Annotated in this window: 19 protein-coding genes and 3 pseudogenes; 13 read left to right on the top strand and 9 right to left on the bottom strand. The window is 65.0% G+C overall.

Features of this window, described 5'->3' with window-relative positions; translation table 11 throughout:
* Positions 1-143: 143 nt before the first annotated feature.
* From ABIF91_RS15555 to ABIF91_RS15535, 5 genes are all read right to left on the bottom strand, one after another.
* Positions 144-1,208, bottom strand: coding sequence for an IS630-like element ISRj1 family transposase (locus tag ABIF91_RS15555; protein ID WP_026192128.1), 1,065 nt, complete (start codon positions 1,206-1,208; stop codon positions 144-146).
* Between the two features lie 42 nt (positions 1,209-1,250).
* Positions 1,251-2,033: a molybdopterin-binding protein gene (locus ABIF91_RS15550; protein WP_028179648.1), complete on the bottom strand. Its 783-nt coding sequence runs from the start codon at positions 2,031-2,033 to the stop codon at positions 1,251-1,253.
* A 14-nt stretch (positions 2,034-2,047) separates the two neighbouring features.
* On the bottom strand, positions 2,048-2,677 hold the full coding sequence (locus ABIF91_RS15545; RefSeq protein WP_028179647.1) for a cytochrome b/b6 domain-containing protein: 630 nt from the start codon (positions 2,675-2,677) through the stop codon (positions 2,048-2,050).
* Positions 2,678-2,860: 183 nt separating this feature from the next.
* Positions 2,861-3,415, bottom strand: coding sequence for a fasciclin domain-containing protein (locus ABIF91_RS15540; protein WP_028179646.1), 555 nt, complete (start codon positions 3,413-3,415; stop codon positions 2,861-2,863).
* 402 nt (positions 3,416-3,817) lie between these two features.
* Positions 3,818-4,579 carry an SDR family oxidoreductase gene (locus tag ABIF91_RS15535; RefSeq protein WP_028179645.1) on the bottom strand — a complete coding sequence of 254 codons (762 nt, stop codon included), beginning with the start codon at positions 4,577-4,579 and terminating at the stop codon, positions 3,818-3,820.
* Between the two features lie 86 nt (positions 4,580-4,665).
* On the opposite strand from ABIF91_RS15535, the gene ABIF91_RS15530 reads away from it, so the two are divergent.
* A complete protein-coding gene (locus ABIF91_RS15530) occupies positions 4,666-6,195 on the top strand; it encodes a malonate--CoA ligase (RefSeq protein WP_028179644.1) in 1,530 nt (509 codons plus the stop codon).
* 255 nt (positions 6,196-6,450) lie between these two features.
* Here ABIF91_RS15530 and ABIF91_RS15525 read toward each other — a convergent pair.
* Positions 6,451-7,310: pseudogene (locus ABIF91_RS15525) on the bottom strand (sulfite exporter TauE/SafE family protein).
* A gap of 523 nt (positions 7,311-7,833) precedes the next feature.
* On the opposite strand from ABIF91_RS15525, the gene sdhC reads away from it, so the two are divergent.
* The 4 genes from sdhC to ABIF91_RS15505 all read left to right on the top strand — a co-directional run bounded on the left by sdhC (position 7,834) and on the right by ABIF91_RS15505 (position 11,370).
* Complete coding sequence (gene sdhC, locus ABIF91_RS15520) at positions 7,834-8,232, top strand: succinate dehydrogenase, cytochrome b556 subunit (RefSeq protein ID WP_028179643.1); 399 nt, start codon at positions 7,834-7,836, stop codon at positions 8,230-8,232.
* A 38-nt stretch (positions 8,233-8,270) separates the two neighbouring features.
* Complete coding sequence (gene sdhD, locus ABIF91_RS15515) at positions 8,271-8,645, top strand: succinate dehydrogenase, hydrophobic membrane anchor protein (protein WP_028179642.1); 375 nt, start codon at positions 8,271-8,273, stop codon at positions 8,643-8,645.
* A 3-nt stretch (positions 8,646-8,648) separates the two neighbouring features.
* A complete protein-coding gene (gene sdhA / locus ABIF91_RS15510; protein WP_035671583.1) occupies positions 8,649-10,484 on the top strand; it encodes a succinate dehydrogenase flavoprotein subunit in 1,836 nt (611 codons plus the stop codon).
* 103 nt (positions 10,485-10,587) lie between these two features.
* Positions 10,588-11,370 (top strand): succinate dehydrogenase iron-sulfur subunit, encoded by a 783-nt coding sequence (locus ABIF91_RS15505; protein ID WP_028179640.1) that lies wholly within the window; start codon positions 10,588-10,590, stop codon positions 11,368-11,370.
* 137 nt (positions 11,371-11,507) lie between these two features.
* Here the strand turns inward: ABIF91_RS15505 and ABIF91_RS15500 are convergent, their stop codons facing one another.
* A complete protein-coding gene (locus ABIF91_RS15500; protein ID WP_050995080.1) occupies positions 11,508-12,671 on the bottom strand; it encodes a GAF domain-containing protein in 1,164 nt (387 codons plus the stop codon).
* A 422-nt stretch (positions 12,672-13,093) separates the two neighbouring features.
* Here ABIF91_RS15500 and ABIF91_RS15495 point away from each other — a divergent pair, with 422 nt between their 5' ends.
* The 7 genes and pseudogenes from ABIF91_RS15495 to ABIF91_RS15465 all read left to right on the top strand — a co-directional run bounded on the left by ABIF91_RS15495 (position 13,094) and on the right by ABIF91_RS15465 (position 22,723).
* On the top strand, positions 13,094-14,707 hold the full coding sequence (locus ABIF91_RS15495; RefSeq protein WP_028179639.1) for a GMC family oxidoreductase: 1,614 nt from the start codon (positions 13,094-13,096) through the stop codon (positions 14,705-14,707).
* Between the two features lie 175 nt (positions 14,708-14,882).
* The gene (locus tag ABIF91_RS15490; protein ID WP_028179638.1) at positions 14,883-17,036 is read left to right on the top strand and encodes a hybrid sensor histidine kinase/response regulator; all 2,154 of its coding nucleotides are present in this window, start codon (positions 14,883-14,885) and stop codon (positions 17,034-17,036) included.
* A gap of 133 nt (positions 17,037-17,169) precedes the next feature.
* Positions 17,170-19,038, top strand: coding sequence for an ABC transporter ATP-binding protein/permease (locus ABIF91_RS15485; RefSeq protein ID WP_424579230.1), 1,869 nt, complete (start codon positions 17,170-17,172; stop codon positions 19,036-19,038).
* A 178-nt stretch (positions 19,039-19,216) separates the two neighbouring features.
* Positions 19,217-19,603: a VOC family protein gene (locus ABIF91_RS15480; protein ID WP_028179636.1), complete on the top strand. Its 387-nt coding sequence runs from the start codon at positions 19,217-19,219 to the stop codon at positions 19,601-19,603.
* Between the two features lie 65 nt (positions 19,604-19,668).
* A pseudogene (locus ABIF91_RS15475) lies at positions 19,669-20,153 on the top strand (pyridoxamine 5'-phosphate oxidase family protein).
* A complete protein-coding gene (locus ABIF91_RS15470) occupies positions 20,153-20,392 on the top strand; it encodes a hypothetical protein (protein WP_035671606.1) in 240 nt (79 codons plus the stop codon). Before ABIF91_RS15475 ends, ABIF91_RS15470 begins: the two are co-directional and overlap by 1 nt.
* Positions 20,393-20,578: 186 nt before the next feature.
* Positions 20,579-22,723 carry an OmpA family protein gene (locus ABIF91_RS15465; protein ID WP_063829379.1) on the top strand — a complete coding sequence of 715 codons (2,145 nt, stop codon included), beginning with the start codon at positions 20,579-20,581 and terminating at the stop codon, positions 22,721-22,723.
* Positions 22,724-22,782: 59 nt separating this feature from the next.
* On the opposite strand, the gene ABIF91_RS15460 is transcribed toward ABIF91_RS15465, so the two are convergent.
* Positions 22,783-23,739: a homocysteine S-methyltransferase family protein gene (locus tag ABIF91_RS15460; protein ID WP_028179633.1), complete on the bottom strand. Its 957-nt coding sequence runs from the start codon at positions 23,737-23,739 to the stop codon at positions 22,783-22,785.
* A 230-nt stretch (positions 23,740-23,969) separates the two neighbouring features.
* Here ABIF91_RS15460 and ABIF91_RS15455 point away from each other — a divergent pair, with 230 nt between their 5' ends.
* Complete coding sequence (locus ABIF91_RS15455) at positions 23,970-24,590, top strand: TetR/AcrR family transcriptional regulator (RefSeq protein ID WP_028179632.1); 621 nt, start codon at positions 23,970-23,972, stop codon at positions 24,588-24,590.
* Positions 24,591-24,688: 98 nt separating this feature from the next.
* Here ABIF91_RS15455 and ABIF91_RS15450 read toward each other — a convergent pair.
* Positions 24,689-26,199 (bottom strand): annotated as a pseudogene (locus tag ABIF91_RS15450) (alkaline phosphatase); the annotation flags it as partial.
* Between the last annotated feature and the right edge of the window lie 8 nt (positions 26,200-26,207).

The raw sequence follows: 26,207 nt of genomic DNA, 5'->3' as shown, positions 1-26,207 counted from the left end.
CGCGACGAACAGTGCCCGAGTGGAGAGATCACCCCACCCCGTCATGCGATCTCGCTTCGCTCGATCACGTGCCGACCCATGGGCGAGCTACGCTCGTCCCGGACCCCTCCAGGGGAGGGTAAGATCCAGCCTAGTACCCGGAATCAGAGCTGAGTGATACGGCGGCCTTTGAAACGGCGTTGACGGACCTTTTTCTTGGTCCAGACGAAGGGCTCGGCTCTGTCGTTGTATGCGTTGACGTAGGCATCGATGTGTTCCTGAAGCTGCTTGAGGCTCGTGAAGGAGGTGCCGCTGAGCGACTGCCCCTGCAAGATGGAAAACCATACTTCGACCTGATTGAGCCATGACGCACTTGTCGGCGTGAAATGAAATTGCACGTTGGGGTGGGCCTTGAGCCAGTCCTCGTTCTTTTTATGGGTGTTGAGGTTGTCGAGGATGACGTGAAGCTTGCGGTTCGGAAAAGCCGCGGTGACGCTGTTCATGAAATCGAGAAACTCGACGCGGCGCCGGCGTTTTGAATGGGTCGCGATGATCTTTCCGGTGGCGACTTCGAGCGCCGCAAACAATGTTGTGGTGCCATGCCGCTTGTAATCGTGGCTTTGGCCGGTCAAGGCGCGGCCATTGGGCAACTTCAGATAACCCTGCGCTCGCTCCAAAGCCTGGATCGAGGGCTTCTCGTCCACGCACAGCACAATGGCCTTCGCCGGCGGCGCGACATAGAGGCCGACAACATCGGCGGCTTTGGCCGTAAAGTTCGGGTCGTTGCTCTCGCACCAGGACTTGCGAGCCACCAGGTCAATCTTGTGGCTGCGCAGGAACCGCCAGACATATTGGACATCGACATCGCCCAGCGCCTCGGCCAGCAGGGGGCCGGTCCAGCGCGCAAACCCTTGCGGTGGCGGCTTATCCAGCAGCTTCAGAATCCGCTTGTCGGTCGTCTTCGTATAGATCGGCTGCTTGCCAGGCCGCGGCTTGTCTTGCAGCCCTTCAAGGCCATGGTCGGCATAGCGATGCCGCCAAAGGCTGACAATCCGCGGCTGGACCCCAACTTCCTTGGCGATCGACCGGGTGCTGCGCCCATCCGCCGCCAACAGAACTATCCGCGCCCGCTTCAAATCGCGCTGCAACGTCACCGGTGAGCGACAGCACGCCTCAAGCACCTTGCGATCTTTCCTCGAAAGGTGGACTTCTCTTGCTTCGGGTATCATCCCGACCTTGAATCACGACTCACGTTCCAAGAAAAGTGGGTACTAGCTTCCACTAAACGAATTATATCCCTGGTCTTCCCAATAGCCGCCCTTGTAGTCGTTGGTGACTTCCATGGAGACCACGTATTTCGGGTTCTTGAAGCCGAGCTTCGTCGGCACGCGGATCTTCATCGGGAAACCGTAGGCGCGCGGCAGGATCTCGCTCGCGTATTTGAACGTCATCTGGGTCTGCGGATGCAACGCGGAGCGCATGTCGAGCGGCGAGTTGTAGCCGTCCTTGTCGGCGCACTGGAACCAGACATATTTGGCGCGCGTGTCGGCGCCGATCAGCTTGAGGAAGTCGCGCATGGGCGTGCCGGTCCAGCTGCCGATCGCGCTCCAGCCCTCGACGCAGATGTGGCGGGTGATCTGCGTCACCTGCGGCAGCTTGTAGAGCTCGTCCAGCGTCCATGACTTCTTGTTGTCGACGAGACCGCGCACCTCGAGCTTCCAGTCGGCGCCGTCGATATCGGGCGCGTCGTCGAGATCGTAATAGGCGTTGAACGGAAACGGCTTCGTGATCGCGCTCTCGGGAAAGGTCGGTGCCAGCGCGTCCGGATTGAACATCCAAGCCTGCACGGCGTCGTTGAACTTCGAGACCTTGGCGAGCATGGTTTCGGCCGAGGACGAGTCGACGACGTCGCAGCCGGTGAGCAGCGTCAGCGCCCCGAGACTGGCACCGCCTGCGATGAAGCGGCGGCGGGTGACATCGGGCATCGTCTTGAGGGAGTCCTTGATCAGGAGCCGCTTGTCGACGCCGGGGATCAGAAACGGACGCTTGGCCATGACAATACTCCTAATCAACGGCCGATGATCATGGCGCGCAGGCTCTTCGGCACCAGCAGCGCGAGCAGGACATGGATGACGAGGAATGCGCAGATCGCGGCCATGCAGAAGAAGTGCACGTAGCGCGCGGCCGGATAATCGCCGAACAGCATCACGAGGTAATAGAGCTGTACCGGCTTCCATATCGCAAGTCCCGACAACACGATCAGCACGCCGACCACGATGATGCCGGCATAGAGCAGGCGCTGAACATAGTTGTAGACGGTGAGATCGTCATGGCCGAGCTTGAAGGTCAGCGCCGCCCTGACGTCGTGCAGCACGCCGGACGCCGTGATCGGCAGCAGCTTTCTGCGGAAGCGGCCGGTGACGAAGCCGGTGACGAGATAGGCGAGGCCGTTGATCATCAGCAGCCACATCGCCGCAAAGTGCCAGAGCAGGCCGCCGCCGAGCCAGCCGCCGAGCGTATATTCGCGCGGGAAGCTGAAGCCGAACAGCGGCGAGGCGTTATAGATCTGCCAGCCCGACAGGATCATCAGGATCATGGCAAGCGCGTTGACCCAGTGCATGATCCGCACCCAGGCCGGCTGGATCACTTTGGCCGGGGTGGCCCCGACCCGCTCGTCGGTGACTGTGAGACTCGCCATGCTGGTTCCGTCCTGAAGATCGTCTGACGATAATTATACGCCGAAGTTTCCGCTTTCGTTACGCCCTGTCCGGCATGGAATCGATGCCGCGAGCCTATCGCGGTCACAAAAAAGCGAGCCGGGCACCCCCGGCTCGCCGTCTCAAAGCACCCTGTTCGGGGGATGAAACAGGGGCGCGCGGTGTTACGTCGCCGGCATCAGCACGGTGTCGACCACATGGATCACGCCGTTCGACTGGTTGACGTTGGAGATCGTCACCATCGAGGTGCCGCCCTTGGCATCGACGATCCAGGTCTTGCCGTCCATCTTCTTCACCGTCAGTTCCTCGCCCTCCGCGGTCTTCATCTTCTTCCCGTCGGTGAGGTCGGAGGCCGCGAGCTTGCCGGGCACGACATGATAGGTGAGAATCTTGGTCAGTGTCGCCTTGTTCTCGGGCTTGACCAGATTGTCGACGGTGCCGGCCGGCAGCTTGCCGAAGGCGGCGTTGGTCGGCGCGAACACCGTGAACGGACCCTTGCTTTCCAGCGTCGGCACCAGGCCCGCCGCCTTCACGGCCGCCACCAGCGTGGTGTGGTCCTTCGAGTTGACCGCGTTCTGCACGATGTTCTTCGACGGGAACATCGCAGCGCCGCCGACCATGACGGTCTTCTCCTCGGCGCTGGCCGGCGCGACGACGGTCGCGGTGATGGCGAGGGCGCTGAAGGCGGCAGCAGCGAGATAGGCAATGCGCTTCGACATGGAGATCTCCCGATTGAATGGTGACCGGCACGGCCGGCGTTGAGTTTGCAACAACGGCGCTTGCGACAGTTTGACGTGAAGCAGCAGCGCCGTCGTTGGCCGAGCTACGGGAGGGTTTGCGATGTGGTTTCGGAGAAAAATTCTTTGTGATGCGTGAAACTATGGGGCGGAATGGCCGTGTGGTGGCTTCGTCGTCATTGCGAAAAGCGAAGCCACACACTCCGCTGTCATCCCGGACAAGCGCAGCGCAGATCCGTACCTATGACCACAGGAAGTGGTTTGGCGAAGACTCGGAGTTACCAGTCTCGCGCGACGATTTCTCCCTGTGGTTATGGGTCCCGGGTTCGCGACTGCGTCGCGCCCCGGGACGACGAGGAGAGATTGCCGCGCGGTGGTCGTGCTTCAATCCCTGTTGTTCGGCGTCTGGATGAAGCCGCGATTATGCGTCGGGCTGATCAGGAGCTCGTTGATGCAGACACGCGGCGGCATCGACGCGATGAAGGCGATGGTGCGGCCGAGATCCTCGGATTGCAGCATCTTCGCCTGCTCCTCCTCGCTCGGCACCACCGGGCGCAGCTTCAGGATCGGGGTCGCCACCTCGCCCGGCATCAGACAGCAGGCGCGCAGGCCGTTGACGCATTCGTCCATGTTAAAGGAATGGGTCAGCGCCAGCACCGCGTGCTTGGTCGTGGTGTAGGCCGGACCCGGCATCTTCGAGACATGCCGGCCGGCCCAGGACGAGACGTTGATGATCGCGCCGTCCTGCTGCTTTCGCATCGTCGGCAGCACGGCGCGCATGCAATAGAGCACGCCGTTGAGATTGACCTGGACCAGCTTGTCCCACCCTTCCAGTTCCATGTCCTTCCAGCTGCGCTTGGGGAGATTGATGCCGGCATTGTTGACCAGCAGATCGATGCGGCCGTGCTTTGCGACGATCTGATCGGCCGCCTTCTGGGCCTCGGCTGCATTGGAGACGTCGAGCGCAATGGCCTCGGCCGCTCCGCCCGCCCCGATGATCCTGGCAACCACGGTATCCAGGGCATCCTTGCGGCGGCCCGAGACCACCACCGTCCAGCCGTCGGCCGCCAACGCCTCGGCGCCGGCTTCCCCGATCCCGCTGCCGCCGCCCGTGACCCAGGCCACGCGTTTCCCGTTTTTTGACATGCAAACTGTCTCCGTTGCTTCTGCGGGGCGGTTTTTGCTAATCCAGCCCTCGGTTTTAACCGGCCTCTGCCGGCGAGGAATGTTGCATGAACCAAGCTGCCGACGCCAACCTGTTTTCCCGCCTGTTCGATGGCCTGGACGATCCCAAGCGGCTCGCGATCGAGACGCATGACGGCGCCCATATCAGCTATGGCGATCTGATCGCGCGCGCGGGGCAGATGGCGAACGTGCTGGTCGCCCGCGGCGTGAAGCCGGGCGACCGCGTCGCGGTGCAGGTGGAAAAGTCGGTCGCCAATATCGTGCTGTATCTCGGCACGGTGCGGGCCGGCGCGGTCTATCTGCCGCTGAACACCGCCTATACGCTGAACGAGCTCGACTACTTCATCGGCGATGCCGAGCCGTCGCTCGTGGTCTGCGATCCCGCCAAGGCAGAAGGGCTTGCCCCCATTGCCGCCAAGGTGAAGGCCAAGGTCAAGACGCTCGGGCCCGACGGCAAGGGCTCGCTGACGGACGCCGCCGACAAGGCGAGCAGCGAGTTCACCACGGTGCCGCGCGAAAACGACGATCTCGCCGCGATTCTCTACACCTCGGGCACCACCGGCCGCTCCAAGGGCGCGATGCTCACGCACGACAATCTCGCGTCGAACTCGCTGAGCCTCGTCGACTATTGGCGCTTCACCGACAAGGACGTGCTGATCCACGCGCTGCCGATCTACCATACGCACGGCCTGTTCGTGGCGACCAACGTGACGCTGTTCGCACGCGCCTCGATGATCTTCCTGCCGAAGCTCGATCCGGATCTGATCATCAAGCTGATGGCGCGCGCGACGGTGCTGATGGGCGTGCCGACCTTCTACACGCGGCTCCTGCAAAATCCCGCGCTCTCGCGCGACACCACAAAGCACATGCGGCTGTTCATCTCGGGCTCGGCACCGCTGCTCGCCGACACCCACCGCGAATGGTCGGCGCGCACGGGACATGCGGTCCTCGAGCGCTACGGCATGACCGAAACCAACATGAACACGTCGAACCCCTATGACGGCGAGCGTGTGCCCGGCGCGGTCGGTTTTCCCCTTCCCGGCGTTTCGGTGCGCGTCACCGATCCCGAGACCGGCAAGGAATTGCCGCGCGAGGAGATCGGCATGATCGAGGTGAAGGGCCCGAACGTCTTCAAAGGCTATTGGCGCATGCCGGAGAAGACCAAGGCCGAATTCCGGCCGGACGGATTCTTCATCACCGGCGATCTCGGCAAGATCGACGCCAAGGGCTACGTCCACATCCTCGGCCGCGGCAAGGATCTCGTGATCTCCGGCGGCTTCAATGTGTACCCGAAGGAGATCGAGAGCGAGATCGACGCCATGCCTGGTGTGGTCGAGTCCGCCGTGATCGGGGTACCGCATGCCGATTTCGGCGAGGGTGTCACGGCGGTGCTGGTCTGCAACAAGGGCGCCGATGTCAGCGAAGCCTCGGTGCTCAAGGCGCTCGACGGCCGGCTCGCCAAGTTCAAGATGCCCAAGCGCGTCTTCGTCGTCGACGAGCTCCCGCGCAACACCATGGGCAAAGTGCAGAAGAACGTGCTGCGCGATACGTACAAGGACATCTACGCGAAGAAGTGAGGCGCTCGTCGCAGTCGTTGCAGCGGAGAGCATCCACATAGCGCGCTGTCATGCCCCGGCTTGCCGCCTTCGCTGACGCTTCGGCGCGCCGAGCAACTCCGTGGGCCTCGGCGTAGCCTTGGCGGAGCCGGGACCGGGGCATCCAGTACGCCGCGGCCTCTCGGCCCAATCAATGCTGTCTCTGGAATACTGGATCGCCCGATCAAGTCGGGCGATGACAGCGGAGTGTTCGATGTGGGGTTAGGCCTAAGCCGGCTACAGCCCGCCCACCAGACTCAGCACGAACCGGCTGCCGACGATAAACAAATAGCACCCGAACGCGGCCTCCAGCGTCCGCTTCGACATCGCATGCGCGGCTCTCACGCCGAGCGGTGCTGTCACAAGACTCATCGGCATCACCAGCACGGCACCGATCAGCGAGACGTAGCCGAGCGCGAAGGGAGCCTGCAGGGCCGCGACGGCCGGATATTTCGCCGCCGCCGGCCAGCCGGCATAGATGTAGCCGAGCGCGCCGGGAATCGAGATCAGCACCGCGAGCGCCGACGAGGTCGCGACGGCTGATGGATCGGACGGCTATAGAAGGTCATCAGCAGGTTCGAGAACAGGCCGCCTCCGATGCCCATCAAGGTCGACAAGATGCCGACGCAGAAGCCGTAGACGCGCATCAATGGGCCCTTCGGCATATCGTCGCCGAGCTTCCAGGTCTCGCGCGCGAAGATCAGCCGGACCGCGGCTGACCAGGCGACGGCCACGAACACGATCTTGAACAGCCGCTCCGGCGCGTAGCGCGCGATCACGCTGCCGGCGAGGACGCCGATCACGATCGGCAGCCACCAGGCGCGCAGGATCGTCATGTCGACCGCCCCGCGCTTGTAATGCGCCTGGAACGAGCGGATCGAGGTCGGGATGATCACGGCGAGCGAGGTGCCGACACACAGCGGCATCCGCACCTCGAGCGGCACGCCGGCGATGCGGAAGCACTCATAGAACACCGGCACGAGGATCGCGCCGCCGCTGATCCCGAACACGCCGGCCAGAAATCCCGAGAGCGCGCCGGTTGCGATCAGCAGCAGCGCGAGCTCGACGATTTCCTTGATATCGAGACCCGCAATCACCCCGAACTGCCCCGTCGACTGGCGCAGCTGCTCCGAAGCATCGGCTCGGATCTGGCTGCGGGCAAAGCTGTAGGCGATCTGCCTGATCTGGTCGACACGCCGGGACAGCCCGGCTGGGGTGGAATGCGGGCCGCGCATATCGGCTGGCAGCGCGCCATGGCACCGTTGAGCTGCGTCCAAGGTTCCGTCGCGAGGAATGAGCGGCTAGCTGCGCCGATGCGCTGGCCGTCACGAACCGCCGATGGCAATTGGGTGGATTAGAGGCGTTCCAATAGCGATTTCAACGCGCCTGCCTTGCCGGCCCAAAATATGAATTTATATTCCTATCTTGGTTGGTGGACCGCCGGCCTGGTATACCAAGAGCCGGATTGGCCTTGGTTCATCAAGACCATAGAGCTGAACCCAAGTTCGATTTATGGCGATTTGGTGATTGCGCCGGCCAAATCGACTCCGTAAATAGAGCCGACCTTTCAAGATCCCCGCGCGCCCCATGCTGGGCCGCAACAAACATCAAAAGCCGCCCATGACCGCACGGATCGAACGACCGCTTTCGCCGCACATCCAAACCTATCGCTGGACCCTGACGATGGCGCTGTCCATCGTTCACCGTGCCACCGGCATCGCTCTTTACGTCGGAACGCTGCTGCTCGCCTGGTGGCTGATCGCGGCAGCCTCCGGCCCGGCCGCCTACGCCCACGTCCAGGCCTTCACCGGCAGCATCATCGGCCGCCTGATCGTGTTTGGCTACACCTGGGCGCTGATGCACCATATGCTGAGCGGCATCCGGCATTTCGTGTGGGACCTCGGCTACGGCTTCAAGGCCAACGAGCGCGAAGCCCTGACCTGGGGCGCGCTGATCGGTGGCATCGTGCTGACGGTGCTGATCTGGATCATCGCCTATGCAATCGGAGGCGGACGATGAGCTACACCGAGTCGCACGGCTCTCCGAAGCCGCCGTCCATGCGCACCCCGCTCGGCCGCGTCCGCAATCTCGGCGCTGCGCATTCCGGCACCACCGACTTCTGGCGCCAGCGCATCACCGGCGTCGCCATGACGCTGCTGATGATTCCGGTCGTGGTCATCGTGATGATGCTGCTCGGCCGCAACCAGGCCGGCGCGGCGCAGATCCTCGGCTCGCTGCCGATCGCGGTGATCCTGCTGCTCTTCATCTTCGCCAGCGCCTGGCACATGAAGATCGGGATGCAGGTGGTGATCGAGGACTACGTCCATAACGAGAAGCTGAAGCTCACCGCGATCATGCTCAACAACTTCTTCTCGATCGCCGTCGCACTCGCCTCGACCTATGCGATCCTGAAACTTTCTTCCGGAGTGTAACCCATGGCCGCCACAACGAATGGCACGGGCAACGGCGCTCCCGCCACCAACGGCAAAGCCTATCCGATCGAAGACCACACCTACGACGTCGTCGTGGTCGGCGCCGGCGGCGCCGGCTTGCGCGCGGTGGTCGGCTGCAGCGAGGCCGGACTTCGCACCGCCTGCATCACGAAGGTGTTTCCGACCCGCTCGCACACGGTCGCGGCGCAGGGCGGCATCTCCGCCTCGCTCGGCAACATGCACAAGGACGACTGGCGCTGGCACATGTACGACACCGTGAAGGGGTCGGACTGGCTGGGGGACCAGGACGCGATCGAATACATGGTGCGCAACGCGCCCGAAGCGGTCTACGAGCTCGAGCATTGGGGCGTGCCGTTCTCGCGCACCGAGGACGGCAAGATCTACCAGCGCCCGTTCGGCGGCATGACCCTGGACTACGGCAAAGGCCAGGCGCAGCGCACCTGCGCCGCCGCCGACCGCACCGGCCACGCGATGCTGCACACCATGTACGGCCAGTCGCTGCGCCACGCGGCCGAGTTCTTCATCGAATTCTTCGCCATCGACCTGATCATGGACGACCAGGGCACCTGCCGCGGCGTCATCGCGATCAAGCTCGACGACGGCACGCTGCACCGCTTCCGCGCCCAGACCGTGATCCTCGCGACGGGCGGCTATGGCCGCGCCTACGCCTCCTGCACCTCGGCGCACACCTGCACCGGCGACGGCGGCGGCATGGTGCTGCGCGCCGGCCTGCCGCTGCAGGACATGGAGTTCGTGCAGTTCCACCCGACCGGCATCTACGGCTCGGGCTGCCTCGTCACCGAAGGCGCGCGCGGCGAAGGCGGCTATCTCGTCAACTCCGAGGGCGAGCGCTTCATGGAGCGCTATGCGCCGTCGGCGAAGGACCTCGCCTCGCGCGACGTGGTCTCGCGCGCGATGACGATCGAGATCCGCGAGGGACGCGGCGTGGGCAAGAAGAAGGACCACATCTTCCTGCATCTCGACCATCTCGATCCCGCCGTGCTGGCCGAGCGCCTGCCGGGCATCTCGGAATCCGCAAAGATCTTCGCCAATGTCGACGTGACGCGCGAGCCGATCCCGATCGTGCCGACGGTGCACTACAACATGGGCGGCATTCCCACGAACTATCACGGCGAAGTCCTGACCAAGAAGGACGGCGACGACAACGCGGTGATCCCCGGCCTGATGGCGATCGGCGAAGCCGCCTGCGTCTCCGTGCACGGCGCCAACCGCCTCGGCTCCAACTCGCTGATCGACCTCGTCGTGTTCGGCCGCGCCGCTGCGCTCCGCCTCGCCGAGAAGCTCACGCCCAACGGCAAGCAGCCCGAGCTGCCGGCGAACTCGGCCGAGATGGCGCTCGGCCGCCTCGACCATTTCCGTTACGCCTCAGGCGGCACACCCACCGCGAAGCTTCGCGAGGGCATGCAGCACGTGATGCAGAACAATTGCGCGGTGTTCCGCACCGGCGAAGTCTTGAGCGAAGGCCAGAACCTGATCCAGAAGGTTCACAGCGGCATCAGCGACATCGCCGTGTCCGACCGCTCGCTGGTGTGGAATTCGGACCTCGTCGAGACGCTGGAGTTCGACAACCTGATCTCGCAGGCGGTGGTGACGATGAACTCGGCCGCCAACCGCACCGAGAGCCGCGGCGCCCATGCGCGCGAGGACTTCTCCGAGCGCGACGACAAGAACTGGATGAAGCACACGCTGGCCTGGCTGGACGATGCCGGCAAGGTCAGGATCGAGTACCGCCCGGTTCACGACTACACCATGACCAACGACGTGCAGTACATCCCGCCGAAGGCGCGCGTGTATTGATCGAACAGTAGCCGTCATTCCGGGGCGATGCGAAGCATCAGGCCCGGAATCTCGAGATTCCGGGCCTGGTCCGACCAGCCCGGAATGACGAAAGGTTAGAGCAATGGTTGAATTCGCACTTCCGAAGAACTCCAAGATATCAGGTGGCAAGACCTGGCCGAAGCCTGCGGGCGCGACCGAGCTCCGCGAGTTCAAGGTCTATCGCTGGAATCCGGACGACGGCAAGAATCCGAGCGTCGACACCTATTACGTCGACACCAATGATTGCGGTCCGATGGTGCTGGACGGCCTGATCTGGATCAAGAACCACATCGACCCGTCGCTGACCTTCCGCCGCTCCTGCCGCGAAGGCGTCTGCGGCTCCTGCGCCATGAACATCGACGGCCAGAACACGCTGGCCTGCACCCGCTCGATGCACGACGTCAAGGACGGCGCGGTGAAGATCAACCCGCTGCCGCACCAGCCGGTGGTGAAGGACCTCGTCCCCGACCTCACCAACTTCTACGCCCAGTATGCGTCGATCGAGCCCTGGCTGAAGACGACCTCGCCGACGCCGCAGAAGGAATGGCGCCAGAGCCACGAGGACCGCGAGAAGCTCGACGGCCTCTACGAATGCATCCTGTGCGCCTGCTGCTCGACCTCGTGCCCGAGCTATTGGTGGAACAGCGAGCGCTATCTCGGACCTGCCGCGCTGCTCCAGGCCAACCGCTGGGTCTCCGATTCCCGCGACGAGGCAACCGGCGAGCGGCTCGACAATCTCGAGGACCCGTTCCGCCTCTACCGCTGCCACACCATCATGAACTGCGCCAAGGCGTGCCCGAAGGGACTGAACCCGGCGGAAGCCATCGCCGAGCTCAAGCTCAAGATGGTCGAACGCCAGATCTGATTGGCCCTGTGTGAGCGACGACGCGTCTCACTGCGGCCCGGAGCGTTGTCGGTTCTGATCGAATCAGAGCCGACGCTCAAAATCATTCTCAAACGATGATCCAAGCGCGACGTCGATCACCCGATCCCCATCGCGCTTTATTGATGCTCCACTACACGCTTGGTGCCAGGCAGGGGCGACGCTGCCGCCGCGCCAGGTTTTGAATTCCCGCGTTCGATTGCCCAGCGCAGTTGGCGGTCCGTGGCGCGCAACTTAATCTCGTCCGAGGCGAGAGCGGCGAGATTGGCAAGGATCTGCTTCTGCGTTTCGTCCAGCGCGCGTGGCCGAGTGTCGATCACGCAGAGCGACCCCAGGGTAAAGCCGTCGGGATCGCTCACTGGGCAGCCAGCGTAGAACCGAAACCCCAGCTCACCCTTCACCGCCGGATTCTCCGCAAAACGCAGGTCGGTCGCGAGGTTCTCGGCGACCATGATACCCTTCTGCAGAATGGTGTAGTTGCAGAACGCCCAGCCGCGCGGCGTATCGATCATATCGAGCCCATGGCGCGACTTGAACCATTGTCGGGTCGGGGTCAGCATCGTCAGCAGTGCCACGGGAGCATCAAGGCTGCGCGCCGCCAGCCAGGTCAGGCGATCGAAAGAATCTTCAGGCGGCGTGTCGACGAGGCCGGAGCGTTCGAGTGCGAGAAGCCGCTGGCCCTCATTGTCCGGGAAGGGAAAGGAAGGCGGCGTCTCGAACGGAAAGGGATGTCCGACGGCGGCTTTGAAAACGGTTTCGATTGCTGCAGGCAACGCCGGCAATTCGTCGACGAACACCGTCATTCTGGAGTCGGGCCCGCCCCCGCCTGATCGCCGGGTTGCAGCCGAGCGCCCGACGACAAGGATCTCGGTACTTCCGAGTGATGGATCGGCGCGCAGGCTCTCCAGCATGGCGAGTCTGCTGGCGTCCGATGTTTCGGCTTCGATCACAACGGCAGCCGGCAACCGCGTGCCGATCGCAAGCAGCGCGGTGTAGATGTCCGAGTAACTTTCGACGACACAGAAATCGACCTTCGCCAAGGCCGCCTTGTAGTCGGCCATGCGTTCTTGCCGCGCAATGAGGATCACCCGGGCGGAAGCAAGCATCGGCGGCTCGCCGGAGCCGGCGATCAGCCCGAGAACGTCGCGGCGGTAGACGCGGCGATGACCCCCCGGGGTTTTCCAGGACGGGATCGAGCCGCCTTCGATCAGAAGCTGAGCCGTGCGGACGGAGACGCCCAGTATCTTGGCAGCCTCCGCCGTCGTCAGAATGTCCTTGGCCATACCATCCATCTTTACCCCCGACCGCGCGCCGGCCGGCCTCGTCCCAGACCTCACAATGTCGTGCTGCCACTTTGTGTTGACAAGAGCAGGAGGCTGCTATTTTGATAGATTTGATGATAACGATAGATTTGATAAATCTGATAGGATGGCTCCGCACTGCATGGCAGATGCGAGCTGCCGAGGGCCACGTCTTCCTCTGGAAGAAGCCGGGCTCTGGCCCTGAGCCGCCCGGCGAATCGTCCTCGCGCAAGCCGAACCGCCGCGCGGCTGGCCACTCCACACACTCTCAACCACGGGAATGTCGCGATCCGTGACGCCTCTCGACCGAGCTTCGTCCCGGCGACGCCCCTCTTCATCTCCTTACCGCCGTCTTCCCTGGTGCGTTGCGTCCCCCGCACCGTCGATTTGTCTGGAGCATCCTCATGAGTGACTTTCTGCCTTCCGATCTTCCGGAGTTTGCTGACCGCGTTGCTGCCAATCAGCGTCGCCTCCACGAAAATTCCAGCGGCAGTTACGACTTCGTCGTTTGCGGCGCTGGCAGTTCCGGGTCGGTCGTCGCGCGCCGCCTCGCCGAAAATCCCTCCGTCACTGTTCTGCTGATCGAAGCAGGGGGAAGCGACGAGGTGCCGACCGTCATGGAGCCGGCGGCATGGCCGGGCAACCTCGGGAGCGCGACCGATTGGGGCTTTGTCGCAGAGCCCAATCCGCATTTGAACGGCCGTGCGCTTCCGATGTCGATGGGCAAGGTTCTCGGCGGCGGCTCCAGCATCAATGTGATGCTGTGGGCGCGGGGTCACCGCAGTGATTGGGATTTCTTCGCCGAGGAAACCGGCGATCAATCCTGGGGTTACGACGCAGTCTCGAAGATCTTCCGGCAGATCGAGAACTGGCAAGGCAAGCCCGATCCACGCCATCGCGGTACCGGGGGCCCCGTCTTCGTGCAGCCGTCACCGAATCCCGGTCCAGCCGCCCTGGCCATGCTCGATGCAGCAGAGGAGATCGGTATTCCGACTTTCGAAAGCCCCAATGGTGAGATGATGGAGGGCGAAGGCGGCTGCGCCGTTGCAGATATCCTGGTCCGGAACGGCAGACGCCATTCCATCTTCCGCGCCTATACCTATCCCTATCTCGATCGGCCCAATCTCACCCTGCTGACCGGCACACAGGTCTCCCGCGTCCTGCTCGAACGCGGGAGGGCCGTCGGCGTCGAGGCGGTGCGCGACGGCAGGACATTGCGGATCAACGCGTCCAGGGAGGTCGTGCTCGCGCTCGGTGCAATACAAACACCGTCCGTGCTGATGCGCTCCGGCATCGGCGATGAGAACGAGCTTCGAACGTTTGATATACCCGTGGTCCAGCACCTGCCCGGTGTCGGTCAGAACCTGCAGGATCACGTATCGTTTGGATGCATCTGGGAGTATCGCGAGCCGATCGCGCCGCGCAACACCGGCAACGGGGCGACGCTCTATTGGAAATCTGATTCTGCACTCAGGACTCCCGACCTGCTGTTCTGCCAGGTCGAGTTTCCCGTGCCGAGCCCCGAGGCAGCCGGCCGGGCGCCTGCCCATGGCTGGACGATGTTCGCCGGCCTTGCATTGCCGAAGAGCCGAGGCAGGGTGAGGCTCCGAAACGCCGAGCCGCTGGCGACGCCGCGGATCGAAGCCAACATGCTGTCGCATCCTGACGATGTGAGGACGGCGATCGCCTGCGTCGATGTTTGCCGTGCGCTCGGCAATACCCGCGCCTTCGAGCCGCTGGTGGTGCGCGAGTCGATGCCCGGCCCTCTCGGTGGCGCCGCGATGGAACGCTTCGTGCGCGACTCCGCGGTGACCTACTGGCACCAGACATGCTCGGCGAAGATGGGACGCGATGCGATGTCCGTGGTCGATGGCAAGCTCAAGGTGTACGGCATCGACGGTCTCCGCATCGCCGACGGCTCGGTGATGCCGCGGATCACCACCGGGAACACGATGGCGCCCTGCGTCATCATCGGGGAGAAGGCGGCACGCGCGCTGCGCGACGAGCACGATATCTGACCGCGCAGCCAGGCTGGTCTGGGAAAGAGCCCTGTCCATCGGGCGCAATTTGAGTAGAATCTTCCTCAGCCCGCGAGGCGCGCGGCTTCACAAGAATTCAACCCGTGGCTGGACCAACAAGCTGCTTCCTTCCTAGCGCGAAATTCGGTTAAGCTTACGATCAGGGTCCGGAGCCGTGCAGGGCGCGCATCGCAATTCGCTAAGGCTTTTGCAGTGGATGATGGCGGCATCCCTGGCGCTGCCGATTGCGCTCTTCGCCGTTGCCGCCACGATCTCCTACACCTCCACCAGGGATATCGCCGACCGGGAGATCGAGCGCACGGTCGATGTCGCTCATGAGCACGCGCTCAAGGTGTTCGAGACCATCGACCGCAGCATCGCCGAGCTCAACGAGGTCGTGCGCGGCTTGCCGGACGACATCATCCGCGCGCGAGAACCGGCGCTGCATCGCCGCCTGAAGCGCCTGACCGATGCGCTGCCGCAGCTCAAATCGGCCTGGATCTTCGACGCGAACGGAAAGGCGCTGGTCAACAGCCTTGCCTCGCCGCCGCCGGACCTCAGCTTTGCGGATCGCGATTACTTCTACGCCCACATCGACCATGGCATCGGCACTTTCATCGGCACAGCCCTGACGCCACGGCCACCCTATCGGGGCGCCCGCTTCTTTGGGGTCAGCCGCCGCCGTGACTCCGATGACGGCAGCTTCATCGGCGTGATCCAGGCCTCGGTCCTGCCGGAATATTTCGAGAGCTTTTACGCCAGAATTGGATCGGATCCCGGCAGCTTCTTCGCGATGGGCCGCACCGACGGCGCGATGCTCACGCATTTTCCCCGGCTTGACCAGGAGCTTCGGCTCGATCCGGCCGGACCGGTGGGCCAGAAGATCGCGGCTCAACCCGAGCACGGCCTCATCACCGTCGCATGGCCCTCGGACGGCATCGAGCGGCGCATCGCCTACCGGCGTGTCGCCGAATATCCGATCTATGTCAGCGCCGGGCTCGAGACCTCGGCGATCCGCGCGCGCTGGTTCGCCACCATGGGCCAGCATCTGGTGTTCGGCATTCCCGCGACCGCGCTTCTGTTTCTGTTGCTGGCGCTCGCGTTGCGGCGAACGCGGCACCTTCAGGCGGAAGCTGCAAAGCGGCGCGAGGCCGAGGAGGCGCTCAAGCACGGCCAGCGCCTGGAGGCGCTCGGGCAGCTCACCGGCGGCGTCGCGCACGACTTCAACAACCTCCTGACCGTGATCCGCGCGTCGGTCGACCTCTTGAACCGGCCGCAACTGACGGAGGAGCGCCGACAGCGCTACATCACGGCCATTGCGGATTCGGTGGCGCGCGCGGCCAAGCTGACCTCGCAGCTACTTGCCTTTGCGCGGCGCCAGACCCTGAAGCCGGAGGTGTTCGACGTCGGTGCGCGGGTGCAATCGCTGCACGACATGCTCGCCACGCTGCTCGGCCCCGCGATCGAGATCGTCATGCGGCTGCCGGCGGAGCCGTACCTCGTCAATGCCGATGCCAGCCAGTTCGAGACGGCGCTGATCAACATGGCCACCAACGCGCGCGATGCCATGCGGGGCAAAGGCACGATCGTTTTCAGCGTCGAGGCCGCAACGACAGTTCCGGACACGCTGGCGAAGCCTTCGGCCAGCCAGATCTTGGCTGACCATGGCTTCGTCCGCGTCAACGTCAGCGACACCGGTGTCGGCATTCCCGCCGCACGGCTCGGGCGCATCTTCGAGCCGTTCTTCACCACCAAGCAGATCGGCCACGGCACCGGTCTCGGCCTGTCCCAGGTGTTCGGCTTCGCCCGGCAGTCCGGCGGTGAAGTGACCGTCACGAGCGAGGTGGGACACGGCAGCATCTTCTCGCTCTATCTGCCGCGCGTGTCCCCGGAGCTGCTGCCGCAGCGCCAGGCGCCCAACACTGCGCCGGCGGTGGCCGGTACCGGCATGTCGGTGCTGGTGGTCGAGGACAATATCGAGCTTGCCAATTTCGCCGCGGATGGCCTCACCGAGCTCGGCTACAGCATCACGCTGGTCGACAATGCCGCCGATGCGCTTGCCGAGCTCGTCGTGGATGCGGATCGTTTCGACGTCGTGCTCTCGGACGTGGTGATGCCCGGAATGACCGGGCTCGATCTGGTACGGGCGATCCGCGAGCGCGGCATCGCCGTGCCGGTCGTGTTGACCACGGGCTACAGCCAGGCTCTGTCACAGGAGGGCGCGGCCGGCTGCGATCTCGTGCAAAAGCCCTATTCGGTCGAGGAATTGTCGCACGTTCTGCACCGGGCCGCGCGGCTGCGGCACGTCCGCGACGGCGCCGCCGAGTGATCCGGCGGCCGGAACCAAAGGGAACCGTTTGATTTCCTTGTGCGTTGTCCGCTCATGCACAAGCCGGCCACAACGCGCGAACCGCGGCAGGAAGCCGCCCATTGTGGAGATCAAAGGCGAGAACGGCGATGACGTGGCACCGCCCCCGCCGGAGCTGGTCGAACCCGACCCCGAGCTCTCGCCCGAGGAAGCCGAGCAGGCCCGCAAGGACTATCTGCTGACCCGGTTCTGGATCAGCGCCCGCGGCTTCTGGGGCCGCAGCGGCGACCGCCTCGCCTGGCCGCTCTCGATCGGTCTCGGCCTGCTGATCGTGCTGACGGTTGGCTTCCAGTACGGCATCAATGTCTGGAATCGCGCGATCTTCGACGCCATCGAGAAGCGCGACGCAACGAGTGTCTTCCAGCTCACGGCGGCGTTCGTCCCGCTCGCGATCGGCAGCATCGTGCTCGCAGTGGCGCAGGTGTTCGCGCGCATGGGCATCCAGCGGCGCTGGCGGGCCTGGCTCACGGCGAGCGTGCTGACCCGGTGGCTCAAGAACGGGCGCTACTACCAGCTCAACCTGGTCGGCGGCGATCACGAAAATCCCGAATACCGCATCGCCGAGGATCTGCGGATTGCGACCGACTCCCCGGTCGATTTCCTCGCCGGCGTGACGTCCGCACTGCTGTCGGCCGCGACCTTCATCGTCGTGCTCTGGACCATCGGCGGCGCGCTCACCGTCACGCTCGGCGGCTCGGCCATCACCATCCCCGGCTTCCTCGTGATCGCCGCGATCCTCTACGCCGCTACCGCATCCAGCTCGATTGTGGTGATCGGCCGGCGCTTCGTCCAGGTCTCCGAGGACAAGAACCAGGCCGAGGCCGATTTCCGCTACACGCTGACGCGCGTGCGCGAGAACGGCGAGAGCATCGCGCTGCTCGGCGGCGAGGAGGAGGAGCGCGACGGCATCGACCGCAATTTCACCCGCGTGCTGCGGCAATGGGCGCGACTCGCCGGCCAGCACATGCGCACCACGCTGGTGTCGCAGGGATCGAGCCTGGTTGCGCCGGTGGTGCCGCTGCTGCTGTGCGCGCCAAAATTCCTCGACGGCAGCATGACGCTGGGACAGGTGATGCAGGCGGCTTCCGCCTTCACCATCGTGCAGAGCGCGTTCGGCTGGCTGGTCGACAATTATCCCCGGCTGGCAGATTGGAACGCCTGCGCGCGCCGCATCGCCTCGCTGATGATGTCGCTCGACGGCCTCGAACGCGCCGAGCAGGGCGATGGCCTTGGGCGCATCAAGCGCGGCGAGACGCGCAACGACGCCATGCTGGAGCTGAAGGACCTCTCCGTCACGCTCGACGACGGCACCGCCGTGGTCGGCGAGACCGAGGTCGTGATCGAGCCCGGCGAACGACTGCTGGTCGCCGGCGAATCCGGCACCGGCAAGAGCACGCTGGTGCGCGCCATCGCAGGCCTATGGCCCTGGGGTGGCGGCAGCGTCAATTTCCATGCCGACCGCCGGCTGTTCATGCTGCCGCAGCGGCCTTACGTGCCCTCCGGCTCCTTGCGGCGGGCGGTCGCCTATCCGGGCGCTGCCGACCACTGGACCGTCGAGGAGATCGGCGAAGCCCTGCACAAGGTCGGCCTCGATCATCTCAAGGAGAAGATCGAAGAGGAAGGACCCTGGGACCAGACGCTGTCCGGCGGTGAGAAGCAGCGCCTCGCCTTTGCGCGGCTGCTGCTGCACAATCCCGACATCGTCGTGCTCGATGAGGCGACCTCGGCGCTCGACGAGAAGAGCCAGGACAAGATGATGAAGATGATCACCGACGCGCTGCCGAAGGCGACGATCGTCAGCGTCGCGCATCGCGCCGAGCTGGAGGCCTTCCACAGCCGCAAGATCGTGCTGGAGCGGCGCAAGGGCGGCGCCAAGCTCGTCAGCGACATCGACCTGATTCCGCGCAAGGGCAAGCGCAAGCTGCTCGGCCGCTTCCTGAGGCAACGCAAGCGGGCGGCGTAGCACTCTCTCTCCGTCGTCCCAAACAAGCGTGCGCCGATCCGGGGCCCACCCACAGGGAGCAATTTGGCGAAGACTTGGAGTGGGCATCTCGCGCCACATTCGCTCAAGAGCGATGACACGCAAGACCCGACGCAATACGTTCCTGTCACGCCGACAGGGGCGGACAAGGGAGGTTGCCATGATCGACCATCTGGGTATCTCGGTCTCCGACTATGAACGCGCGAAAGCGTTCTACACCACGGCGCTGGCGCCGCTCGGCTACAGCCTGGTCATGGAGGTCACGGCAGAGCAGACCGGCCACGCTTCCGCCGCAGGCTTCGGCGCCGAGGGCAAGCCCGATTTCTGGATCGGCGGCGAAGGCGCCATGAACAAGCCGGTGCATGTCGCCATTCGCGCCAAGGATCGTGCCACGGTCGACGCCTTCTACAAGGCCGCAATCGCAGCCGGCGGCCGCGACAACGGTTCGCCCGGCATCCGCCCGCATTACCACCCGAACTACTACGGCGCGTTCGTGCTCGACCCTGACGGCCACAATATCGAGGCCGTCTGCCACGCCCCGGAATAGGAAGGATTCGACAGGAACATCGTTCCAGGCAGGCCGTTATCGTTCCTTGCAAAAAGGAGCACGACATGGCCAACGACAATGCCGGCAACGTCGATCGCGTCTGGGATCTGATGAAGAAAATCGGGTTCGCGATGCTGGTCACGCGCGACGGCGACAAGCTCCGCGCGCGGCCGATGAGCGCTTATTTCGACCGCGACGCGAACACGATTTTTTCCTGACCGATGCACGGCGTCACAAGGATGAGGAAATCGCGCGCAATCCATCCATCAACCTGTCGTTCGCGGATGCCGGCAGCCAGAAATATGTGTCGCTGACCGGCACTGCCGTCGTCTCCAACGATCGTGCCAAGATCAAGGAGCTGTTCTCGACGCCGGCCAAGGCATGGTGGGACTCTGCGGAAGATCCCAACATCCGCGTGCTCAAGGTCACGCCTGACGACGCCGAATTCTGGGACTCGCCGGGGACGGTGATCTCCTACGTGAAGATGGCGGCCGCGGCCGTCACGAACACACGCCCGGACATCGGCGAAAACCGCAAGGTCTCGATGTGATGCCGATCGAACCGCCCGAGATTCCGCCGTCGACACCAGGCACGCCAACTGAGCCGCCGCCCGGAATCCCCCCTGGCAATCCGCAGCCTGAGATCACACCACCGGTCCGCGAGCCAGGCGAATCACCGCGCCCCGACGAATTGCCGGGCCACGTGCCCGAAGAGATTCCCTCACGCGGTCCGAATGGGCCGCTCACTCCGAATCCTGCGACAGATGCAATGCCGCGGGATCACGCATGAACTCTCCAATCACATGCAAGGCGATTGCAACCAGCATCTGAATGCGCAATGAACGTCGCCATAGTGAGATGATTTGCGTGCAGAAATAAATCGGGCTGCGGCTGCATCGCCTGCCACAATGCGGCCTAACGCGTAGCTGTTCATCCCGACACTTCGTCAAAGAACCTTCCGGGGAAGTTCAACACCATGACCAACCTTCGTTTCGTGCTGCTTGCGACGACGGCTCTGACCGCGATGCAATTGGCAAACACCGCATCGCATGCGCAGGACGCTTCGCCGCTCGTGGTCGCGCAGGCCCAGCCTCAAGAGACGGGCCCTGACGGAAAACCGAAGCAGCCGCCGAAGGGACCGCCGGCAGCGGCTCCGCCTGCAGCACCCGCGCGCCCGGCGGCACCACCGCCCGCGGCTGCGCCACCCCATCCGCCCGCCGCGCCCCCGCCGGCAGCCGCACCGCCGCGTCCGGCAGCACCGCCTCCGCCTCCACCTGCGGCCCGTCCGGCGCCCCCACCTCCGCCGCCGCCTGCGGCCCGTCCGGCACCTCCGCCGCCCCCGCCGCCGCCGGCCGCTCCGAAGCAGCCTGCGCCGCCTCCGGCTGCGGCTCCGCAGCCGCCTGCCGCGCGCCCGGCGCCCACGCCGCCGGCACCGCCGCCTGCCGCGCCGAAGCAGCCTGCGCCGCCTCCCGCCGCGGCTCCGCAGCAACACGCGCCCACACCGCCGCCGCCTGCGGCTCGCCCGACTCCGACGCCGCCTCCTCCAGCGCCTCCTTCGGGGCGGCCCGCGCCGGCGCCCACGGCGACACCCCCTGCTCCGACAGCAGCGCCCACGGCTCGACCGGGCGCACCTGCCCCGGCGACCACACCCGCACCGACTGCGACCCCGGCCCCCGGCACGACGTCGCCCGGCGTGCGTCCCGGCACGCCCCCGGCTGCAGGATCGCCTGCTCCCGGTGCCACGCCCGCTCCAGCGGCCACGCCGGCACCAGGTGGCGTCACTCCGACGACGCCGCCCGCACGTCCCGGGACGGCACCGACGCCTGCACCCGGCGCAACCCCGGCCCCAGCCGCGACGCCGACCCCCGGCACGGTGACGCCGACGCCCGGCCCTCGAGGTGATACGCCGCCTGCGGGCGCACCCGCTGCCGGTACGCCGCCCGCACCGCAAGCCGGCGCTCCGGCTCGCCCACCGGCGCCTCCGGCCGGCGCTGCGGCGCCGACGGTCGTTCCCGGCTCGCCGGCCGCCGCACCGCCGCCGAACAGGGCGCAATACGCCCCGCCCACGGTGACGCCCGCGTTCCGGGCCGCTCCCACGGTTGCTGCACCGCTGCCGCCGCCGCCGCGTCCGCCGCAGCGTGACCTCACGCCGCTCGCAGTTGGTGCGGGCGTGGTGGCCGGCGCCGTGATCGGCGCCACCATCGCCGATCTCCATAACCAGCGCCGCGAGACCATCGAAGGCGGCCGCACCGTCTACACCGAGCCGGACCGCATCATCGTCCGCGATCCGGGCGGGCAGGCCTATGTCCGCGGCAACGATCTCTATCGCTTCCGCTATGGGGCCCGCGACATCCGCACCGACACCGTCGGCGGCGAAACCCGCACCGTCGTGATCCGTCCCGACGGCAGCGAGATCATCACCGTGGTCGGCACCGACGGCCGGCTGATGCGGCGCATCCGCCGAGACCCCGCTGGGCGCGAGGTCATCATCATCGACAACACCTACCGCGATCCGCGGTCGGTCGGCGGCTTCTATGTCGACGTGCCGCCGCCGGTCGTCAACATGCCCTATGACCGCTACATCGTCGATGCCCAGGAGGCGTCGCCGGACTTGATCTACGAGACCATGGAGGCACCGCCGGTGCAGCGGATCGATCGGCGCTACTCGCTCGACGAGATCCGCTACAGCCCCAATGTTCGCATGCAGATGCCGAGCATCGACGTCAACACGATCAACTTCGAGACGGGATCGTGGACCATCCCACCGGACCAGGCGGCCCGGCTGCAGGCGATCGCCGACGGCCTCAACCGTGCGATCCAGCGCAACCCGCGCGAGGTGTTCCTGATCGAGGGCCACACCGACGCGGTCGGCAACGAGGTCGACAATCTGTCATTGTCGGACCGTCGCGCGCAGTCCGCGGCCGAACTGCTGACGCAGCAGTTCGGTGTCCCGGCTGAGAACCTGACGTCGCAAGGTTACGGCGAGCAGTACTTGAAGGAGCAGACGCAAGGACCGAGCGTGATCAACCGGCGCGTCACGGTCCGCCGCATCACGCCGCTGCTCAACGGCGGCCAGGCCTCGCTGCCGCCGCCCCCGCCCGGCACTGCGCCGCCGCGCTGAGGCACAAGCCACAAACGTAAATGGCCGGGAGCGATCCCGGCCAATTCATTTTGCATGTATCACGCACTCATCGCTTCTGGCGGCAGGCAGGCCTCGCAAACGGCCGCAACGTGCCGGTGATCGGTACCGCAACAACCGCCGAGAATCCGCATCTGCGGAAACGCGCGCCTGAGCGAGAGGTAACGGCGGCCGAGATCGACGGGATCGCCGCTGTCGAGCGTCTCCGATTCGTCGAGCTCGGCATGGCTCTTGATCGACGCGTTGGCCCGGATGCCGTGGATGCGCTGGACCCACGATTCGCCGGCCGCGAGCGCGCTGTCAAAATGGGCCGGATGCGCGCAGTTGATCAGGAAATATTCGCAAGCACGGTCCGTTGCGTCGTCGACCGCTTCGATCGCCTCGCGCAACGACTCTCCCCTGACGAGGCAGCCATCGGTCTCGACCGTGAAGGAGATCGCGACCGGAATGTCCTGCGTCCTGGCTGCACCCACCACGCCGATGGCTTCGTTGATGCTGTTCAGCGTGAATGCAGTCACCATGTCGGCGCCCGCCTCGGCGAAGGCTGCGATCTGGGCCGCGTGGTAGACCTCCGCCTCCGCCGCGTCCATGTTGCCGGCCTTGTAGCCGTCGCCACGCGGACCGATCGCGCCGTTGATCACGCATGGGGTGCGAGGCGATTCCCATGTGCTGCGCAATTCGTCGAGAAAACGAATGGCGCCCATGTTGACGGCCTTGAGCCCGGCCGCATCGTAGCCGAGCTTGACGCCCCAATCAGGGTTGGCGCGCCAGGTCGGACTGTCGAGCACGAAGCCGAGTCCATGCTGCCGCGCGATGCGAAGATAGGCTTCGTAGTACCGCTTCAGATGCGCGCGACCATCCGCGCTGTCCAGCAGCACGAATGCCGCGAAGTGCGGCAGCTCCAGCCCGTGGTGAAAGATCAGGCTGGTTTCCATGCCGCCGTCGGTCAGGAAAATGCCGCCGCCATGCTGCGGCAGATCGTGCCTATATTTGGCCATTGATCGCTCCTTCGCTTGGCGCCAGCCGCTCCACTTCGGTCGCGTCGCGGCGCCTTCGGTCTCGCGCAAGTGGTGCCGCATAATGTCGCGCCGCTCTAGAAGTCTGATGGTGCGGCTGAACCTCCACCTGCAAACAGATACAAAATCAGAGACTTACGCGGAGCGCCGGGAGCGGCGCGGATTTCGCACGCGGCGGATTCCACACCGCTGGTACGGTTTTGGAGGGATCGATGGGAAAGGGCGAAGCGACGCGCGAACGCATTCTCGAGATCGCGGAAGCGGCGGTGCTCGCAAAGGGCTTCGGCGCGACCTCGATCGAAGAGGTCATCGCCGAGGCCGGACTGACCAAGAGCGGATTCTTCTATCACTTCAGGGACAAGAACGCGCTCGCGCGGGAGATGCTGCGCCGCTATGTGGAGACGAACGATCGCCTGTTCGAGGAGATCTTCCAGCGAGGGCGTGAGCTCTCGGACGATCCGCTGCAATCATTCCTGATCTCGCTGAAGCTGCTGGCCGAGGTCATGGCCGATCTGCCCAACGGCCATCCCGGGTGCCTGATCGCCAGCATCTGCTATCAGGAGCGCCTGTTCGACCGCGAGGTTCGCGACCTGACCGCGCAATCGGTCCGGGCCTGGAACGCGCACTTCCGCGCGATCCTCGACGGCATCGCCGCGGTCTATCCGCCGCGCGAGCCGGTCGACCTCGACGATCTCGCAGAGATGATCTCGTGCGTGGTCGACGGCGCGATCATCATGTCGAAGACACTCAACGATCCGAAGCGGCTGGAGCGGCAGATCCTGCTCTTCCGCAGCTGTGTGAAACTGGTCTTCGCGCCGCCCCCCTCATCGTGAAATGCATGTGATGTGAGCGAGCCAGGGCCGGACCGACTTGCTGCGCCCGTTTGCGGGAGAAGTGCAACCGGGCCGCGGTTCGCAATCGAACCGCTGTATCATTGCCCCGCGGCCAATCCCAACGCGTCGGCCATGACACGAAACACGTCGGTATTGTCCATCGAGCCGTGCACGCGCTCGCTGCCCGGTCCGGTCGCGGTCAGGATGACGTCCTCGCCCGAATGCACGCTGGCGCCGATCATCGCCGAAAGATTACCGGGGCGCAGCACCGCGCCGGAACGTCCTTGTATTTGTCGTTGGCCTTGAAGGTCCCGTCGGCGTCGGCCTTGACGGTCGGCTCGTTGGGATTGTCCAGCTTCGGACGGAACGTCTCGTAGTGATCCGGCAGACTGGCGGAGAAAATGGCCAGCCGGCGGCTCACGTCGATGCGCGCCGGATAACCGTCCGCGTCAGGAGCCGGATAGTTGGGAAATCCAGCCCGATCGTAGACGCCGACGCGCTCGCGCAAGGGAACGTTGGGCACGGTGGCCATGTCGTCATTCACCGTGCCGACGAGGCTGTTGGGATGATTGTGGTCCGCCAGCACCAGGATGAGGGTGTCGTCGCCGCGCGCCCGCGCCCATTCACGCGTCTGGCGCACCGCATTGTCGAGCATGATCGTGTCGTAGACGGCCCGCTCCATGTCGAGCAGATGCGCATATTTGTCGATCATTCCGGATTCGACCATCAGGAAGAAGCCGGCCTCATTCCGCGACAGCAGTTGCAGCGCTGCCTGCACCTGCTCGGTCAGGTCGGGCTGCTCAGGAAATTTCTTGACGCCGCCACCCTTCAGGAATTTGCGGTCCAGCACACCGTCCATGTTGCCGGTGGCGAACAGGCCGAGCAGCCTGGCCGTCTCGGGCTGTGCCGAGAGAGCGCCGAGCTCGCTCGCGGTGGTCGCCACCTGATAGCCTGCATCGCGGAACTTGGCGATGTAGTCGGTCTCGTCCTTGCGTTTCGAGCCGGCGGCCGACTTCGGCAGAAAATTCGCGCTGCCGCCGCCCATCAGGACATCCGGCTTCGCCGCAAAGAACTGCTCGACGATCTCGTCGTAGGCGGCACGGCGGCGCGTGTGCGCCACCATCGCCGCCGGCGTCGCGTCTTCGATCTCGGTGTTGGTGACGACACCGATCGCCATGCCGTGCCGCCTCCTGGCGAGGCTCGTGATGGTCTCGACCCGGGGATCGTCGAACGGGCTTGCGGTGCGGTCCGCATAGACGCCGAGAGCGTTGACGGCGCTCTTGTGCCCGGTCGCATAGGCACTGGCCGCGTTCGCGGAATCGGTGACGATCGAATCCGAGCCTGCGGTTGCCACCAGCGCCATGTGAGGCATGTCGTCGATGGCGAGCTTGCCGCGGCTCTTGCCCTCCGAAATCCCCTTAGAGAGGATTCGGGCTGCGACCCGATGAGCCGGCGACATGCCGTCACCGATGAAGAGGATGACATTCTTCGCCTTGCGCGGGCCCGTGTCGTAGACCGTCCATGTGACGCTGTGCTGGCCCATGCCGTCGCTCACGTCGACGACGACGTTGCCTGGCCTGGTCAGCGTGACGTCGCGCAGGATTAGAGCATGATGTA

This window comes from Bradyrhizobium sp. USDA 241 (genome assembly GCF_049739505.1).
Taxonomy (GTDB): domain Bacteria; phylum Pseudomonadota; class Alphaproteobacteria; order Rhizobiales; family Xanthobacteraceae; genus Bradyrhizobium; species Bradyrhizobium liaoningense.
The sequence above is the reverse complement of the archived record's forward strand: the minus strand, read 5'-3'. Positions and strand labels throughout refer to the sequence as shown.

Coding starts and splice junctions, on each gene's coding strand:
- ABIF91_RS15505 (WP_028179640.1), top strand. CDS start 10,588: ATGGTTGAATTCGCACTTCCGAAGAACTCCAAGATATCAGGTGGCAAG.
- ABIF91_RS15555 (WP_026192128.1), bottom strand. CDS start 1,208: ATGATACCCGAAGCAAGAGAAGTCCACCTTTCGAGGAAAGATCGCAAG.
- ABIF91_RS15495 (WP_028179639.1), top strand. CDS start 13,094: ATGAGTGACTTTCTGCCTTCCGATCTTCCGGAGTTTGCTGACCGCGTT.
- ABIF91_RS15545 (WP_028179647.1), bottom strand. CDS start 2,677: ATGGCGAGTCTCACAGTCACCGACGAGCGGGTCGGGGCCACCCCGGCC.
- ABIF91_RS15470 (WP_035671606.1), top strand. CDS start 20,153: ATGCCGATCGAACCGCCCGAGATTCCGCCGTCGACACCAGGCACGCCA.
- ABIF91_RS15540 (WP_028179646.1), bottom strand. CDS start 3,415: ATGTCGAAGCGCATTGCCTATCTCGCTGCTGCCGCCTTCAGCGCCCTC.
- ABIF91_RS15480 (WP_028179636.1), top strand. CDS start 19,217: ATGATCGACCATCTGGGTATCTCGGTCTCCGACTATGAACGCGCGAAA.
- sdhD (WP_028179642.1), top strand. CDS start 8,271: ATGCGCACCCCGCTCGGCCGCGTCCGCAATCTCGGCGCTGCGCATTCC.
- ABIF91_RS15530 (WP_028179644.1), top strand. CDS start 4,666: ATGAACCAAGCTGCCGACGCCAACCTGTTTTCCCGCCTGTTCGATGGC.
- ABIF91_RS15500 (WP_050995080.1), bottom strand. CDS start 12,671: ATGGCCAAGGACATTCTGACGACGGCGGAGGCTGCCAAGATACTGGGC.
- ABIF91_RS15460 (WP_028179633.1), bottom strand. CDS start 23,739: ATGGCCAAATATAGGCACGATCTGCCGCAGCATGGCGGCGGCATTTTC.
- ABIF91_RS15455 (WP_028179632.1), top strand. CDS start 23,970: ATGGGAAAGGGCGAAGCGACGCGCGAACGCATTCTCGAGATCGCGGAA.
- ABIF91_RS15465 (WP_063829379.1), top strand. CDS start 20,579: ATGACCAACCTTCGTTTCGTGCTGCTTGCGACGACGGCTCTGACCGCG.
- sdhC (WP_028179643.1), top strand. CDS start 7,834: ATGACCGCACGGATCGAACGACCGCTTTCGCCGCACATCCAAACCTAT.
- ABIF91_RS15535 (WP_028179645.1), bottom strand. CDS start 4,579: ATGTCAAAAAACGGGAAACGCGTGGCCTGGGTCACGGGCGGCGGCAGC.
- ABIF91_RS15550 (WP_028179648.1), bottom strand. CDS start 2,033: ATGGCCAAGCGTCCGTTTCTGATCCCCGGCGTCGACAAGCGGCTCCTG.
- sdhA (WP_035671583.1), top strand. CDS start 8,649: ATGGCCGCCACAACGAATGGCACGGGCAACGGCGCTCCCGCCACCAAC.